Here is a 14,370-nt window from a genome sequence, read left to right on the forward strand (position 1 = left end):
AGTCCGGTTTTTAGGAGGGGTTACAGATACTTTGTGTAATATATCTATTGTCGAGATTATCTTCGGGTTGGTCGATTATTAGAGGATTTGTTGAAACGGCAAAAATAATAGGTAAAACTGTTGTGCATCGTTGTCCCATAGATAGTTCATCTGTTTTCCGATAATTATCCTCTAAATTGTGTGAATCAGCCGCAATTTTTAACTTAAATTCGGGAAGATCGTTGCAATACAGTGATTCTATTTCATATATAGCATCGGTTTCTCGTAAAGCCTCAATTAGTGCAGTCGCGCGATAAACGTCAATGCCCGCAATAACTCTCAATGTTTCTGCATCCTCTTTGTGAATAATCTGAGCAAATTCAACCGTAGAAAAACATTCCACTATTCGCGGTATAAGAACGTTATATTGCAACCCTGATCCCTTAAGTCCCGAACGTAGTTTGTCTTGAAAATCATCTTTGATCCCAGCATGTGTCAATGTAATTACAACTTCACCATTAAAGGTTAAATTAAGTTGTTTTACCACTTCTAACCGTCTTCTAAAAATTAACTGCTTGAGTTTATTAAGCTTATTCACCATTATCAAACGATGTTCCTTTAATCTATTGCGGCGCTTGATGAGTTCTTCCCTGTCTTTTAAGAGTGTTTCTCTTTCCGAGACTCGTTTTGATAATGCGTTATAATTGTTGATGTATTCTCTATTTTGTTCAAACTTCTGCTTAAGCTTTACAAATTCCGCTTGTTGAATATCATGGGTATTTAAAAGAAAAGTGAATATCTCATCGAGTGATTTTTGTTTAGCTGATATAAAAGTGCCTATTTCCTTTAACTTTGCTCTCGTGGTATCTACAGTATTGATGATAAGCTGTTCTCCTTCATTCATTATTTCCACATTTTGAAAGTCGTGAGGGTCTATAACTTCACTCAAATAATATTCTGTGAGATCCAAATCCGCTTCGTATATTACCCCTTGAAGCATTTTCAGTATGTCAATTGCTTTATTAAAAAAACGACTCTCCTGACGTCTTACTTTCTCATTTTGGTCAGCCGCTTCAAAGCTTTTATTTTCTTCCTCGTTTATTCCTGTTGGCTTAATATTCTTGTAGTTTTCAAATTCGATTTTTACAAGTTCATATTGCTCGAGCGTTCCATCAAATAATGCTAATCTTTTATTAAATGATTTAATTTCTTGAGCGTTGCTATCCAAGTCCATTTGAACTTCCCGCACTTCTGAAAAGTAAATTCCAATATCCGATTTTATTTTCTTGTCAATCAGCTCTAATCTATCCTTGCTGCTTCTACCTATTTCTTCAATTCTACCAGCTTCGTAGAAATCGCATTCAATGTAAGGGGCGAGTTGCTGAAAAGAAACAAAATCGAGCGATGGCAACAAATATGGTTGAGGCATATCGTCAATCGTTTTGGTCAGGTTAAACGCCCTATCGTCTTCTGTTTCAAATTCGACTGTAATAGTCCCTGAACCCAAATTACTCCTTAGGAGTCTATTTGAATACATATCATCCATAGACCGAGCATCCAATACTGATTTAAGAAAATAAAGGAGAGTTGTTTTACCGGTACCTCGGCCCCCCATGATGCAATTAAGTTTATTTGAAAAGTCCAGCTTGAAATCTCTATAAAACGGAGAATTTTTGACTTCAATAGACTTGATTTTTTTCATAAAATATGATATATGGTTTAAAGATATTAATTATTCACCTGCAGGCAATATATGAACAAAAGATATTTGAAAAATATTAAGCTTATTATAATCAATGATAAATATGGATCGAGGCAGATTGAGAATCAAGTTTAGAGGTGAGTAAATCGTATTTCAGCGTCAACGGGTCTGCTTTGACATCACCCCCTTTCACTAAAATTCGCCTCATAGACTTACCCATTTACGAAAAAACGCCCTTTCCGTACACGAAAAGAGCGTTATTAGTGGTCCCGACGAGAATCGAACTCATATCTAGAGTTTAGGAAACTCCTATTCTATCCGTTGAACTACGGGACCGTTTAAAGATCAACCTTAAAAAGGCCGATCTTTTATTTAGTTTGCAAAGGTGCAATTTTTCAATGAAAAATCACACCTTAAAATTCAAAATTTAAAACGGGCTTCGTTTGCACATCTGCACATTTGAAACCTGCACATTTAGCGAATTACCGCGCCGTTGTGGAAATCTTCGGTTGGGGCAACAAAGCTTAGTTTGCCTTCGCTGTTTTCGGCCATCAGGATCATGCCTTGCGATACAATGCCTTTGATCTCTCTTGGCTCCAGGTTTACCAGGATGCTCACTTTTTGACCGATGATGTTTTCCGGCTCATAATATTCGGCAATGCCTGATACTACGGTGCGTTCGTCGATACCGGTGTCAATAGTCAGTTTCAGCAGCTTTTTGGTTTTTGCAACTTTTTCGGCAGCTAAAATGGTACCGGTACGAATATCCATGGTAGCAAAGGTTTCGTAATTAACGTTTTCCTTTGCAGGCTGCACATCGGCCGATTTTGGCGGAACGGCAGCGGCTTTTTTATCTGATAGCTTTTTAAGCTGAGCTTCTATCACATCATCCTCTACCTTTTCAAACAACAAAGCTGCAGGGTTTAACTGGTGACCATTGTTGAAATACATCTCCTGATCATAAGCTATCGGCTCGTTAGGCAGATTAAGCATGGTGATGATCTTTTTAGCCGTAGCCGGTAAAAATGCCTGTGCTGCAGTAGCTAAATGACCAATCAATACCAAACAGTTGTGCAGCGCTTCTTTGGCAGCGGCAGGATCTGTTTTGATAGTTTTCCATGGCTCTTTTTCGGTGAGGTAGCGGTTACCTAAGCGGGCCATATCCATTACGGCCTGCAACGCCTGGCGGTAACGGTAAGCCTCAAGGTTTTTTTCTATCTCATCGTAATATTCGCCAATTCCGTTGCTCAGGCTTTCGTCGGTAAATTCAATCCTGTCGGTATCGGCCTCAATTTTACCATCGTAAAACTTGTGCATCAATATCATTACCCTATTTACGAAGTTGCCCAGGATAGCTACCAGTTCGTTATTTACACGGGCCTGGTAATCTTTCCAGGTAAATTCACTATCGCTGGTTTCTGGTAGTATCGATGTTAGCACATAGCGCAGCTCATCCTGTTTACCCGGGAATTCTTCAAGATATTCATGCAGCCAAACCGCGTGGTTACGTGAGGTAGAAAGCTTATCACCTTCCAAGTTCAAAAACTCGTTGGCCGGCACGTTTTGAGGCAAAATATATTCGCCGTGCGCATGCAGTATAGAAGGGAAAATAATACAGTGGAAAACGATGTTATCCTTGCCAATAAAATGCAGCAGACAAGCATCATCCTGCTCATCGGCTTGCTTTTTCCAATATAATTTCCAGTCCTTTTTGTTATCAATAGCCCATTGTTTGGTGGCCGAAATATAACCGATAGGCGCATCCATCCACACGTAAAGCTTTTTGCCTTTAGCTTCGGCTAAGGGTACATCAATACCCCAGTCAAGGTCGCGGGTCATGGAGCGTGGTTGCAGGCCCGATTTTAGCCATGATTTACACTGGCCAAAAACATTCACTTTCCAGCTTCCTTCTTTCTCGTCAATCCACTGTTCCAGCCATGGCTGGTATTTATCTAACGGCAGGTACCAGTGTTTGGTTGATTTTAATACCGGGGTTTTACCGCTCAAGGTTGAGATCGGGTTGATCAGGTCGGTTGGGTTGAGTGAAGTACCGCAACGCTCGCATTGGTCGCCATATGCATTTTCATTGCCGCAATTAGGGCAGGTGCCAATAATGTAACGATCGGCCAGAAACTGCTGGAAATCCTCATCAAAATACTGATCAGAAAATTTCTCAATAAACTCGTCTTTCTCATACAGGTTCAGGAAAAATTCCTGGCTCAGCTCATGATGAATGGGCGACGAGGTACGGTGATAAATATCAAAAGCGATCCCGAACTCTTCAAAACTCTCTTTTATTTGCTTGTGATATTTGTCAATAATAGCCTGTGGGGTAGTATCCTCTTTTTTGGCTTTGATGGTAATGGCCGCGCCATGCTCATCCGAGCCGCATATATACACTACATCCTTCTTTTTTAGCCTTAAATACCGCACAAAAATATCTGCCGGAAGATATGCACCGGCGAGGTGACCAATATGTAAGGGGCCGTTGGCATAAGGCAGGGCCGATGTAATGGTGAATCGTTTATATTTGTTGAGTTGTGACATTAAATATCGCCTTGGTAAATAGTGTGCAAAGATAATTGATTTAAGTGGGAAAAATGCCCGAACCATGATGCTCATGATTTAAGGATTTCCTGATTTTTTGTCTCTTATTATCAAGGTAATCGTTCAATCTTTAAAATCATGGTTCAAACTCACCCACCTTACCTTAAAAAAGGCGATAAAATTGCTATCACCTGCCCGGCAAAAAAATTACCTAACCCTATGACGGATGCCATCGCCCTGCTACAAAGCTGGGGACTGGAAGTTGTATTAGGGGATACAGTGGAAGCCTCATTTCATCAGTTTGCGGGTGATGACAATTTCAGGGCGGCAGATATGCAGCGTTTTATTGATGATGACAGCATCAAAGCCATTATAGCGGCCCGTGGCGGCTATGGAACGGTTAGGATGATTGACAAAGTTGATTTCAGCCGTTTTGCGCAAAACCCTAAATGGCTCATTGGTTTTAGCGATATCACAATTCTGCATTCCCACCTGTTTACCAATTACGGAGCGGAAACTATTCACGGACAAATGCCGGTTAATATTCCCGACGCATCCAAACATTCGATAGATACCCTAAGGCAGGCCCTGTTTGGCGAAGAGTTGAGCTATGAATTTACAACACATGATACTAACATACCCGGCGAAGCCACGGGCATTATAGTCGGCGGTAATTTATCCCTCCTGGTTGCATCGGCAGGTTCAGTGTCTGATTTGAACTATGCAGGAAAAATTCTGTTTATAGAAGATGTGGGCGAATACCTTTATTCGGTAGATAGAATGCTGCGGATGCTGGACAGGGCCGGTAAACTAAAAAAGCTGGCAGGGCTGGTAGTTGGAGGCTTTACCGATATCAAAGATAATGACATCCCCTTTGGCCAAACTGTGCCACATATAGTAACGGACATCGTAAAAGGCTATGATTACCCGGTATGTTTTGATTTCCCGGCAGGGCATATTCCCGATAACAATAGTTTAGTGTTGGGACGCGAGGTTGGCTTGCAGGTAGATGAAAAGCAGGCGAAGTTGTGGTTTAAATAAACGATTTTAAAATTCCCCTGTCCAAAAGGTAATAGCCCATAGAAAAGTAATTCCCTCCCCTGGGAGGGGTGCGTTAGGATCGCGAGTTGGCAGGGAGGGGTTTGTACGCCATTTAGTGAATAAGCCTGTCGATAAAACCCCTCCCTACACCCTCCCAGGGGAGGGAATCGCACAACCCACTCTCTTAAAGTCTTCTGACTGTCTAATGATGGGCTATTACTTTCAAGAGGGAATGGCATGCCCCTCGCTTTTTCGTTTTCTTCACTCCCCCTTTAGGGAGCCGGGGGGCAAACCAATTTGCTTATCAGTAGTTTATACATCATGGCTAAGAAACCGCTGCTTGAATTTACTGACAGAGGAATTTACTGTGCGCAAGGCAAATTTTATATCGATCCCTGGAAGCCGGTTGACGATGCCGTGATAACCCATGCTCATGCCGACCATGCTTATTGGGGGCATAGACATTATTTAGCGCACTATCTGTCGCGTGAGGTGTTACTTTATCGCTTGGGCGAAATCAACCTGCAAACGGTTGAGTATGGTGAAACCGTGCTAAAGAATGGAGTAAGCATATCATTATATCCCGCTGGTCATGTAATTGGCTCGGCGCAGATCCGGGTTGAATATAAGGGGGAAGTTTGGGTGGTTTCCGGTGATTACAAGGTAGAAAACGATGGGATTTCCACGCCCTTTGAGCCGGTTAAATGCCATCATTTTATTTCTGAATGTACTTTTGGGATGCCGGTTTATCAATGGAAACCTCAGGTACAAACGTTTAATGAGATCAATAGCTGGTGGCGAAATAATATCGATAATGGGCTTGCTACAGTAATCGTAGGTTACTCGTTAGGTAAAGCTCAGCGAATTTTGCAAAACCTCGATCTGTTTAACGGTAAGGTTTATACACACGGCGTCATCGAAAATACCAACGAGGCTTTGCGCCGCAATGGTGTTATATTAAACCCAACCGAACGTATCACACAAGAGAGCTTAAAAGAAGAAGTGAGGAAAGGCATCATTATAGCGCCGCCATCATCGGTTGGCACGCCCTGGATGCGCAAGTTTCAGCCTTATAGCTTTGGCTATTGCTCGGGTTGGATGGCTATTCGCGGAGCTAAACGCCGTCGTGCTGCCGACAGGGGCTTTGTCCTATCTGACCACGCCGATTGGGATGGCCTCATCAGCGCTATTGACGCCACTGGTTGCGAGTGTGTTTATCTTACCCACGGCTACACTGCAACGTTTTCCAGGTATTTAAATGAGATAGGCTTTAACGCCAGGGAGGTGCATACGCTTTATGGTGGTGAAGAAGAGGACCCCTCCAACCTTCCCGAAGGGAAGGCTTCAAGCACCGGAGACCCAGAAAAGAAAGTCCTCCCCCTTGGGGAGGATTTAGGAGGGGTGTCATGAAAGCCTTCGCGCAACTTTTTCTCTCACTTGATGAAACCAATAAAACCAACGAAAAGGTTAAGGTATTAAAAGACTATTTTAATACCGTGCCCGATACTGATAAGATGCACATGCTTGCCCTATTTAGCGGCCGGCGGCCCAAGCGGCAAATCAATTCAACACTTGTTCGTAATTGGGCCATCGAGGCATCGCACATTCCGGCCTGGTTGTTTGAGGAAAGTTATCATGTAGTAGGCGATTTGGCTGAAACCATGGCTTTGTTGATGCCGCAAAGCAACGCGAGCAGCAGCAAAACCCTTACCGAATGGATAGCCGAGATTAATGCCCTTAATGATAAAACCGAAGAGCAAAAAAAGGAATGGCTGATGGAGTCGTGGGCTATGTTGGATAGCCAGGAACGCTTTGTGTTTAACAAACTGCTTACCGGAAGTTTTAGGGTTGGCGTATCGCAAAATTTAGTGATCAAGGCGCTGGCTGATATCTCGGGGCTGGAACCTGCCGTGCTTACCCATCGCGTAATGGGCAGTTGGCTCCCCGAAACTTATCAGTTTTCGCAATTGATGGAAGAACAGGATGCGGCCGCGAATATATCCCGCCCATACCCTTTCTTTCTGGCCTATCCAATACAGGAAACATCCGAAAAGCAAAAAACACCTGCCGAAGTAGGTATTGCACTTGGCGATGCCGCTGATTGGCAGGCCGAATGGAAATGGGACGGCATCCGGGCGCAAATGATAAAGCGGGGCGCTGAAATTTTTATCTGGAGCCGCGGCGAAGACCTCGCTACCGAAAAGTTTCCTGAGCTGCACCCTTTTCTCAACGCCCTACCCGACGGCACGGTGATTGATGGGGAAATCCTCAGTTTTCAGAACGGTTTACCTATGCCTTTTAATGTGCTGCAAACCCGTATCGGCCGAAAAAATCTGAGTAAAAAGATACTGGAAGAAAGTCCTGTTGCAGTAATAGCTTATGATTGCCTGGAGTACAAAGACGAGGATATCCGCTACAAATCCCAAGCTGAAAGGCGGGAAATTCTGGAACAGTTACAGGCCGAAACAGCGTATCCTGAAATATTCCGGATTTCGGCATTAATCAGTTTTGAAACCTGGGAGCAACTTGGTAGCATCAGGGAACAATCGCGCGCTATGATAGCCGAAGGTATCATGCTGAAGCGTAAAAGCGCAACTTACCAGGTTGGTCGCAAGCGGGGTGATTGGTGGAAATGGAAGATAGATCCGCTATCGGTTGATGCTGTGATGATCTATGCTCAAAAAGGGCACGGTCGCCGGGCCGATCTGTATACCGATTATACCTTTGCTGTTTGGGATGGCGATAAGCTGGTGCCTTTCGCCAAAGCCTACTCGGGCCTTACGGATGCAGAGATCAACAAGGTTGACTATTTTATAAAACGCAACACCATCGAAAAATTTGGCCCGGTGCGTACCGTAAAACCCGAACTGGTGTTTGAAATAGGTTTTGAAGGTATTAATAAATCAACCCGGCATAAATCGGGAATAGCATTGCGCTTTCCGAGGATCTTGCGATGGCGGCATGATAAGCCCAAAGAAGAAGCCGATACACTTGAAAGTCTGAAAGCTTTACTGGGCGAATAACGGCTTAGATTTTATACATTTGCGGCTTCAAAACAGAACACCCTAACTATCATTAAACCAGTATGATTGTAATTAATAATTTTCAGGAGTTTGAACAGCAGGTAGGCAATGACCTTGGCGTATCGTCATGGCATACCATTACCCAGGAACAGATCAATAAATTTGCTGATGCTACGCTTGATCATCAATGGATCCATACCGACCCTGAAAGGGCTAAAACTGAAAGTCCTTTTAAATCAACCATAGCACACGGCTATCTTACGCTTTCGCTCATTCCTCACCTGTGGAAAGAAATCGTAACTATAGGCAACCTAAAAATGGAAATTAACTATGGTATCGAAAACCTGCGTTTTGCCCAGCCCGTATTGGTTGATAACGAAGTTCGCCTGAAAGTGAAGCTGGCCGGTTTGTTAAACCTGCGTGGGGTGATCAAAGCAACAATGAGCATCGAAATGGAAATAAAAGATCAACGTAAACCTGCCTTTAGTGGTGATGTTGTGTTTTTATATCATTTTGTGGGATAAACCATATCTTAAAAATAAAACATTATCACACAGTTATAAAATTTCATGTCATTGCGAGGAGCAACGTGGGGTAAAAGTAACTGGGGGCGACGTGGCAATCTCGTAGCTGTACAGGGCGAATATGCATTGGCTACGAGATTGCCACGCTTCGCTCGCAATGACATACAGTATAAAATAAACGGTCAATTTGCATGTAATAAAAAGCGTCCGTGAGGACACGGACGCCGTGGTATTTTATAGATAATGTACCTCGACTACCTGTACAAACTCTTATTCTCAATAAACTTCAACACCGGATCCGGTACAAAGTATTGCACATTCTTTTTTTCGGCGAGGGATTTGCGGATGAATGTTGCCGATAGCTCCATTTGCGGCGTCATGGTGATGGTAACAGAAGGGTGGTCGGCCAGTTCGGCATTTTCATATCCCGGCCGCGGATAAACAAAAATGCGGTAATCGCGCAGGATAAGCTTATAATTTTTCCATTTATGCAGCGTGCCCAGATTGTCAGACCCCATGATAAGGGCAAACTCGTGTTCCGGATATTTTTCCTTTAAATGGGCAAGCGTATCAATTGTATATGATGGCTGTGGCAGTTTTAGTTCCACATCGCTCACGGTAATATTGGTTGCATTGTCTGTAGCTAACCGGGCCATTTCCAGCCTGTCATAGGTATTGATGAGATCACCATACTTTTTTAATGGATTTTGGGGCGATACCACCAGCCATACCTTATCAAGCGAGGTATGGTTTGCCATATAATTAGCAATTATCAAATGCCCTATGTGTATAGGATTAAACGAACCAAACAGTAAGCCTATTTTCATGTAGTGCCCCCTAACCCCCTAAAGGGGAAATTAAAAGTTTTGTAGATTAAATAGTCCCGGTGTGTAAGATGAGTTTTTTACACTCCCCCTTTAGGGGGCCGGGGGGCTAATAAACGCGCTCACTAAATCCTCTGCCTCTGTGCAAGCCGTTTCAAGATCGTAATTTTTGAGTATAATATCAAATTGTGGAGCGTATTTAAGCTCTTTTTCTGCCTTAGCAAAGCGTTCTTTTAGTTTTTCTTCACTATCGGTACCTCTGCCTGTCAATCTTTCAATTAAAACCTCAAGTGATGGGGGCTGAACAAATATGGCTAATGCCTGGGCGCCGTATTTCCGTTTAAGGTGAAGTCCACCCTCAACGTCGATATCGAATATTACTGTTTTGCCTTGCGCCCAAATGCGCTCAATTTCGGTACGGAGTGTACCATAGAAAGTACCGGTATAAACCTCTTCAAATTCAACGAATTGTTTTTTTGCAATACGGTGCAAAAACTCTTCCTTGCTAATGAAATAGTAGTCCTGCTCATGCACCTCATCGCCGCGGCGCTCACGCGTGGTGGCCGAAATTGAAAATTCAAGCTCAGGGATTTTCCCCAGCAAATGATGTACAATTGTTGTTTTACCAGCACCCGACGGAGCCGAAAATATGATGAGTTTACCTTCTTTGGTCATTGATTATATACGTCATTGCGTCATTAAGTCATTGTATCATTTTTCAAAAATCGCCGGAAAAGCAATCAATGACTTAATGACCTGATGACTCAATGACTATACTATAATACGTTTAACAGTTGTTCTTTAATTTTTTCAAGCTCTTCTTTCATGCCTACTACCAGTTTCTGGATGTTGGCATCGTTGGCTTTTGAGCCTAATGTGTTGATCTCACGACCAATTTCCTGCGAAATGAATCCCAGTTTTTTACCGTTTGCGTCGGCATTTTTCAGGGTTTCGATAAAGTATTCGCAATGTGCTTTCAGCCTTACCTTTTCTTCGGTAATATCAAGCTTATCAATATAGTAGATCAACTCCTGTTCAAAGCGGTTTTGGTCGATAGCTTCGCGGCTTGCAGCTTCTGCTAAGAATGTATCCAGGCGTTCGCGAATTAATGGGACCCGTTTAGGGTCTTCCAGCTCAACAAGCTCCAGGTTTTTCAAAATAGTGCTGATGCGGCCTTTAATTTCCTGTTCAATAACATTTCCTTCCTGCGTGCGGAATTCCTGGAAAGCAGCCATGGCCTGTTGAAAGGTTTTTTCAACAGACTTCCATTCATCTTCGGATATGGTATCTTCTTCGTATTTTACAACTTCAGGTAAACCTAAGGCCAGCTCAAGTAAGTTGCCACCTGGCTCGCCAAGCTCTTCACTTACGGCTTTAAGCTGGTTATAGTAATGTTTTAGCAGATCTTTATCAATACCTGCAGCTTTCACCGCCTGGCTTGCCTGCTCTGTGTTAATAGATAAATTAACTTTACCGCGTTCGATAAGTTTACTGCAATCGGTACGCAGCTGAAACTCTTTTTCGGCAAAAATCTTCGGTAAACGAAGCGATAATTCTAAAAATTTGCTGTTCAGGGATTTAACCTCTACGGTATATTTTGTATTGCCTGTATCAAAACTGGCAATTCCATACCCTGTCATGGATTTTATCATGCGCAAAGATAGTAATTTTAGAGATTAGTGGTTGGAGGTTAGAGATTAGTGTTTTTTCACTCTAAAAAAAGATGGTTTAGGGTAATCACCTATGATTAATCTTATATTTTTTCCTCTTACAAGCCAGAACTAACCTCCAATCTCTAACCTCTAACCACCAACGCGAAGCCCTTTAACACTTTTTCACATTTGCTGTAAAATAGAGTTCCTATATTTACGTTCAATTATCACTGATGCGCAACTATTTATACCTGCTTGTAACAGGCGTTCTATGCCTTATGTCCGTTCACGCTTCTGCCCAGGAATTTACGGTAAAGGGTGTTATCTCCAAAAAGGTGACCAACGAGCGTGTTGGACAAGTTTTTGTTAAAGATCTGAATACCAAAACACTGATACTTAGTGATGATGTTGGCTGGTTTAGCATAAAAACCCGCGTTGGCGATACCTTGCTTTTCTCCCGGGATGACTATACGCCGCAAAAAGTAGTGGTTTTGAATAACAGCGATATGCCTGTTTACATGCAGCCAATAATCAAGCTTGATGAGGTAAAAGTTGTTGGCCAAACTAAAAGGCAGGAGATAAACGAGGTTCTGAGAGATTACAAGAAACAAGGTAGTACTTACGATGGAAAGCCGCCCGTCTTATCTTTCCTGAGTAACCCGGTAACCGGTCTTTACGAGCTTTTGGGTACAACACCTAACCGCGCACGCCGCTTTGCCCAAAACGCTCAAAGCGAACTGGAGCAGGCCGAAATTCATAAGCATTATAACATTCCGTTCGTAAAACAGTATACCGGCCTGGCTACAGACAGCCTTGCCCGTAAGTTCATGAATTACTATACGCCTACCTACAAGGATATCAAAGCCTGGACAGATTACGACCTGATTAAGCATACCATACGGGCGTATGAGTATTACAAAAACAGCAGCGAAAAAGAGAAGCTGGAAAGGTTAAACAGCCCGACATTCATCGTGCCCGATTCAACCGTAAAACTTGGCGAAGGGCCGGTACAGCTTAAAAAAGAGAAGCAGCCGCCGCTTTAATTAATAAAAGGGCCCTAAATTGAAATCAGATACCTAACGCTTCGCAGGCCTTTTCAGCAGCAAGTTTCTCGGCATTCTTTTTACTGAATTCTTTGCCCGAGCCCATTACTTCGCCATCTACATTAGCTTGTACTGTGAAAAGTTTGGTACTTTCGCCATCCTGGTTGGTTACCAGTTCAAAAATGATATCCCGGCCGTGACGCTGGCACCATTCAATGAGTTTGCTCTTGAAATTGGTTTCAGTTTGCTCCAGCGTGTGGATATCAATATGTGGTTTTATGATATGATTGATCAGGAAGTTTTTGGTAAAGTCGTACCCTTTATCCAGGTAAACTGCACCAATCAGGGCCTCAAAAGCATCACCCAATAATGAACCCTGCCTGCTTGAGTTAAGCATACGGTTATCATATTCAATGAGTTTATCAAACCCAAGTTTTTTACCGAGCGCGTTGAGGTTTACGCGGCTCACTATTTTTGAGCGTAATTCGGTCAGGAAGCCCTCATCTTCATAAGGGTATAATTTGAAAAGTACTTCGGCAATAACACTGCCCAATACAGCATCACCCAGAAACTCCAGGCGCTCGTTGCTGTTCTTTACCCCCTTCTTGATGTTTTGCGCTACCGATTTATGGCGAAAAGCCATGCGGTATAAAGACAAATTGCCCGGCACGAAGCCGAGCAAATTCTTTAATATTTTAACATATTTCCGGTTAGGGGATATATATAGTTTGTAGAACCGATTGATAGGCATCAAATTACCACAATTAATCTTCGTATTTTCTAAATATTACAGAAGCATTGTGGCCGCCAAAACCAAATCCATTGCTCTGCACCGTCCTTATATCGCGTTTTTGAGCGGTATTGAAAGTAAAATTGATCTTTGGATCAAAGGCAGGATCGTCGGTAAAGTGGTTGATGGTTGGTGGAATGATACCATGTTTCAATGCCAATATCGAAGCAATAGCTTCAACCGCGCCGGCAGCACCTAAAAGGTGACCTGTCATTGATTTGGTTGAGCTGATGTTGATACGGTAGATATCTTCGCCAAACACGTCCTGTATCGCTTTAACTTCCTGCGGGTCACCGATTGGAGTTGATGTGCCGTGAACGTTCACATAATCAATATCGGCAGGGGTTAAGTTAGCGTCTTCAAGGGCCGCACGCATTACATAAGCAGCACCCAGGCCATCAGGGTGAGGGGCTGTCATGTGGTAAGCATCGGCACTCATGCCACCACCCATCATTTCGGCGTATATTTTAGCGCCGCGGGCTTTAGCATGTTCTAATTCCTCTAAAATAATGGTACCTGCACCTTCGCCGGCCACAAAACCATCCCTGTCCAGATCAAACGGACGTGATGCCGTTGCCGGATCATCATTACGGGTTGATAATGCATGCATAGCGTTAAAACCACCAATACCTGCTTCGTTGATGATAGCTTCAGAACCACCGCTGATGAACATGTTAGCTTTACCCAAACGGATATAGTTAAATGAATCTATCAGTGAATTGTTTGATGAAGCACACGCAGAAACGGTAGTGAAGTTAGGGCCACGCAAACCATATTTAATAGAAATATGACCGGGGGCTATGTCGGCTATCATTTTAGGGATGAAGAACGGGTTAAAACGTGGTGAACCATCGCCTTTTGCAAAGGCCATAACCTCGTCAAGGAAAGTTTTTAAACCACCAATACCCGAACCCCAGATAACACCTATGCGGCTGGTATCCAGTTTCGAAAAATCTAATCCCGCGTCTTTTACAGCCTCTTCTGTTGAATATAAGGCGTATTGTACAAAGGGATCCAATTTACGGGCATCTTTACGGCCCAAAAAACCATCCGCGTCAAAGCCTTTCACTTCGCACGCGAACTTAGTTTTGAATTTTTCGGTATCAAAACTTTTAATCAAGGCAGCGCCACTTACTCCATTGATCAGTCCGTTCCAGTAATCTGTAACGGTGTTACCAATAGGAGTAAGTGCTCCAAGCCCGGTTACTACAACTCTTTTAAACTCCATTTAATCCAGTTAGGGAG

Annotated in this window: 12 protein-coding genes and 1 tRNA gene; 5 read left to right on the forward strand and 8 right to left on the reverse strand. The window is 43.1% G+C overall.

Annotated elements, in window-relative coordinates; genetic code table 11:
* Window positions 1-10: 10 nt before the first annotated feature.
* From DUL71_RS26235 to metG, 3 genes are all read right to left on the reverse strand, one after another.
* On the reverse strand, window positions 11-1,681 hold the full coding sequence (locus tag DUL71_RS26235) for an AAA family ATPase (protein ID WP_114940843.1): 1,671 nt from the start codon (window positions 1,679-1,681) through the stop codon (window positions 11-13).
* Window positions 1,682-1,945: 264 nt separating this feature from the next.
* Window positions 1,946-2,017, reverse strand: a tRNA-Arg gene (locus tag DUL71_RS26240).
* 138 nt (window positions 2,018-2,155) lie between these two features.
* Entirely contained in the window at window positions 2,156-4,228 is a 2,073-nt protein-coding gene (gene metG / locus DUL71_RS26245; protein WP_114940844.1) for a methionine--tRNA ligase, read from the reverse strand.
* A gap of 138 nt (window positions 4,229-4,366) precedes the next feature.
* On the opposite strand from metG, the gene DUL71_RS26250 reads away from it, so the two are divergent.
* The 4 genes from DUL71_RS26250 to DUL71_RS26265 all read left to right on the forward strand — a co-directional run bounded on the left by DUL71_RS26250 (window position 4,367) and on the right by DUL71_RS26265 (window position 8,816).
* Window positions 4,367-5,269, forward strand: a complete 903-nt coding sequence (locus tag DUL71_RS26250; RefSeq protein ID WP_114940845.1) for a S66 peptidase family protein — start codon at window positions 4,367-4,369, stop codon at window positions 5,267-5,269.
* A gap of 321 nt (window positions 5,270-5,590) precedes the next feature.
* Complete coding sequence (locus DUL71_RS26255; RefSeq protein ID WP_114940846.1) at window positions 5,591-6,679, forward strand: ligase-associated DNA damage response exonuclease; 1,089 nt, start codon at window positions 5,591-5,593, stop codon at window positions 6,677-6,679.
* On the forward strand, window positions 6,676-8,292 hold the full coding sequence (locus DUL71_RS26260; protein ID WP_114940847.1) for an ATP-dependent DNA ligase: 1,617 nt from the start codon (window positions 6,676-6,678) through the stop codon (window positions 8,290-8,292). The genes DUL71_RS26255 and DUL71_RS26260 overlap by 4 nt, the downstream gene beginning before the upstream one ends.
* Before the next feature lie 62 nt (window positions 8,293-8,354).
* Window positions 8,355-8,816 (forward strand): MaoC family dehydratase, encoded by a 462-nt coding sequence (locus tag DUL71_RS26265; protein ID WP_114940848.1) that lies wholly within the window; start codon window positions 8,355-8,357, stop codon window positions 8,814-8,816.
* A 254-nt stretch (window positions 8,817-9,070) separates the two neighbouring features.
* On the opposite strand, the gene nadD is transcribed toward DUL71_RS26265, so the two are convergent.
* The 3 genes from nadD to DUL71_RS26280 all read right to left on the reverse strand — a co-directional run bounded on the left by nadD (window position 9,071) and on the right by DUL71_RS26280 (window position 11,292).
* A complete protein-coding gene (nadD, locus tag DUL71_RS26270; protein ID WP_114940849.1) occupies window positions 9,071-9,643 on the reverse strand; it encodes a nicotinate (nicotinamide) nucleotide adenylyltransferase in 573 nt (190 codons plus the stop codon).
* 90 nt (window positions 9,644-9,733) lie between these two features.
* Window positions 9,734-10,315: a guanylate kinase gene (gene gmk, locus DUL71_RS26275; protein ID WP_114940850.1), complete on the reverse strand. Its 582-nt coding sequence runs from the start codon at window positions 10,313-10,315 to the stop codon at window positions 9,734-9,736.
* A 101-nt stretch (window positions 10,316-10,416) separates the two neighbouring features.
* A complete protein-coding gene (locus DUL71_RS26280) occupies window positions 10,417-11,292 on the reverse strand; it encodes a YicC/YloC family endoribonuclease (RefSeq protein ID WP_223818062.1) in 876 nt (291 codons plus the stop codon).
* A 233-nt stretch (window positions 11,293-11,525) separates the two neighbouring features.
* Between DUL71_RS26280 and DUL71_RS26285 the strand changes: the two genes are divergently transcribed.
* The gene (locus DUL71_RS26285) at window positions 11,526-12,335 is read left to right on the forward strand and encodes a hypothetical protein (protein ID WP_114940851.1); all 810 of its coding nucleotides are present in this window, start codon (window positions 11,526-11,528) and stop codon (window positions 12,333-12,335) included.
* A 25-nt stretch (window positions 12,336-12,360) separates the two neighbouring features.
* Here DUL71_RS26285 and rnc read toward each other — a convergent pair whose 3' ends face one another.
* On the reverse strand, window positions 12,361-13,086 hold the full coding sequence (rnc, locus tag DUL71_RS26290; protein WP_112574583.1) for a ribonuclease III: 726 nt from the start codon (window positions 13,084-13,086) through the stop codon (window positions 12,361-12,363).
* A gap of 13 nt (window positions 13,087-13,099) precedes the next feature.
* Window positions 13,100-14,353 (reverse strand): beta-ketoacyl-ACP synthase II, encoded by a 1,254-nt coding sequence (gene fabF, locus DUL71_RS26295; protein WP_112574582.1) that lies wholly within the window; start codon window positions 14,351-14,353, stop codon window positions 13,100-13,102.
* Between the last annotated feature and the right edge of the window lie 17 nt (window positions 14,354-14,370).

The organism is Mucilaginibacter endophyticus (genome assembly GCF_003351025.1).
GTDB lineage: Bacteria > Bacteroidota > Bacteroidia > Sphingobacteriales > Sphingobacteriaceae > Mucilaginibacter > Mucilaginibacter endophyticus.

What these genes read in the sequence shown, in the direction of transcription:
- rnc (WP_112574583.1), bottom strand. Translation starts at nt 13,086, where the DNA reads ATGCCTATCAATCGGTTCTACAAACTATATATATCCCCTAACCGGAAA.
- DUL71_RS26260 (WP_114940847.1), top strand. Translation starts at nt 6,676, where the DNA reads ATGAAAGCCTTCGCGCAACTTTTTCTCTCACTTGATGAAACCAATAAA.
- DUL71_RS26265 (WP_114940848.1), top strand. Translation starts at nt 8,355, where the DNA reads ATGATTGTAATTAATAATTTTCAGGAGTTTGAACAGCAGGTAGGCAAT.
- metG (WP_114940844.1), bottom strand. Translation starts at nt 4,228, where the DNA reads ATGTCACAACTCAACAAATATAAACGATTCACCATTACATCGGCCCTG.
- nadD (WP_114940849.1), bottom strand. Translation starts at nt 9,643, where the DNA reads ATGAAAATAGGCTTACTGTTTGGTTCGTTTAATCCTATACACATAGGG.
- fabF (WP_112574582.1), bottom strand. Translation starts at nt 14,353, where the DNA reads ATGGAGTTTAAAAGAGTTGTAGTAACCGGGCTTGGAGCACTTACTCCT.
- gmk (WP_114940850.1), bottom strand. Translation starts at nt 10,315, where the DNA reads ATGACCAAAGAAGGTAAACTCATCATATTTTCGGCTCCGTCGGGTGCT.
- DUL71_RS26255 (WP_114940846.1), top strand. Translation starts at nt 5,591, where the DNA reads ATGGCTAAGAAACCGCTGCTTGAATTTACTGACAGAGGAATTTACTGT.
- DUL71_RS26235 (WP_114940843.1), bottom strand. Translation starts at nt 1,681, where the DNA reads ATGAAAAAAATCAAGTCTATTGAAGTCAAAAATTCTCCGTTTTATAGA.
- DUL71_RS26280 (WP_223818062.1), bottom strand. Translation starts at nt 11,292, where the DNA reads ATGATAAAATCCATGACAGGGTATGGAATTGCCAGTTTTGATACAGGC.
- DUL71_RS26285 (WP_114940851.1), top strand. Translation starts at nt 11,526, where the DNA reads ATGCGCAACTATTTATACCTGCTTGTAACAGGCGTTCTATGCCTTATG.
- DUL71_RS26250 (WP_114940845.1), top strand. Translation starts at nt 4,367, where the DNA reads ATGGTTCAAACTCACCCACCTTACCTTAAAAAAGGCGATAAAATTGCT.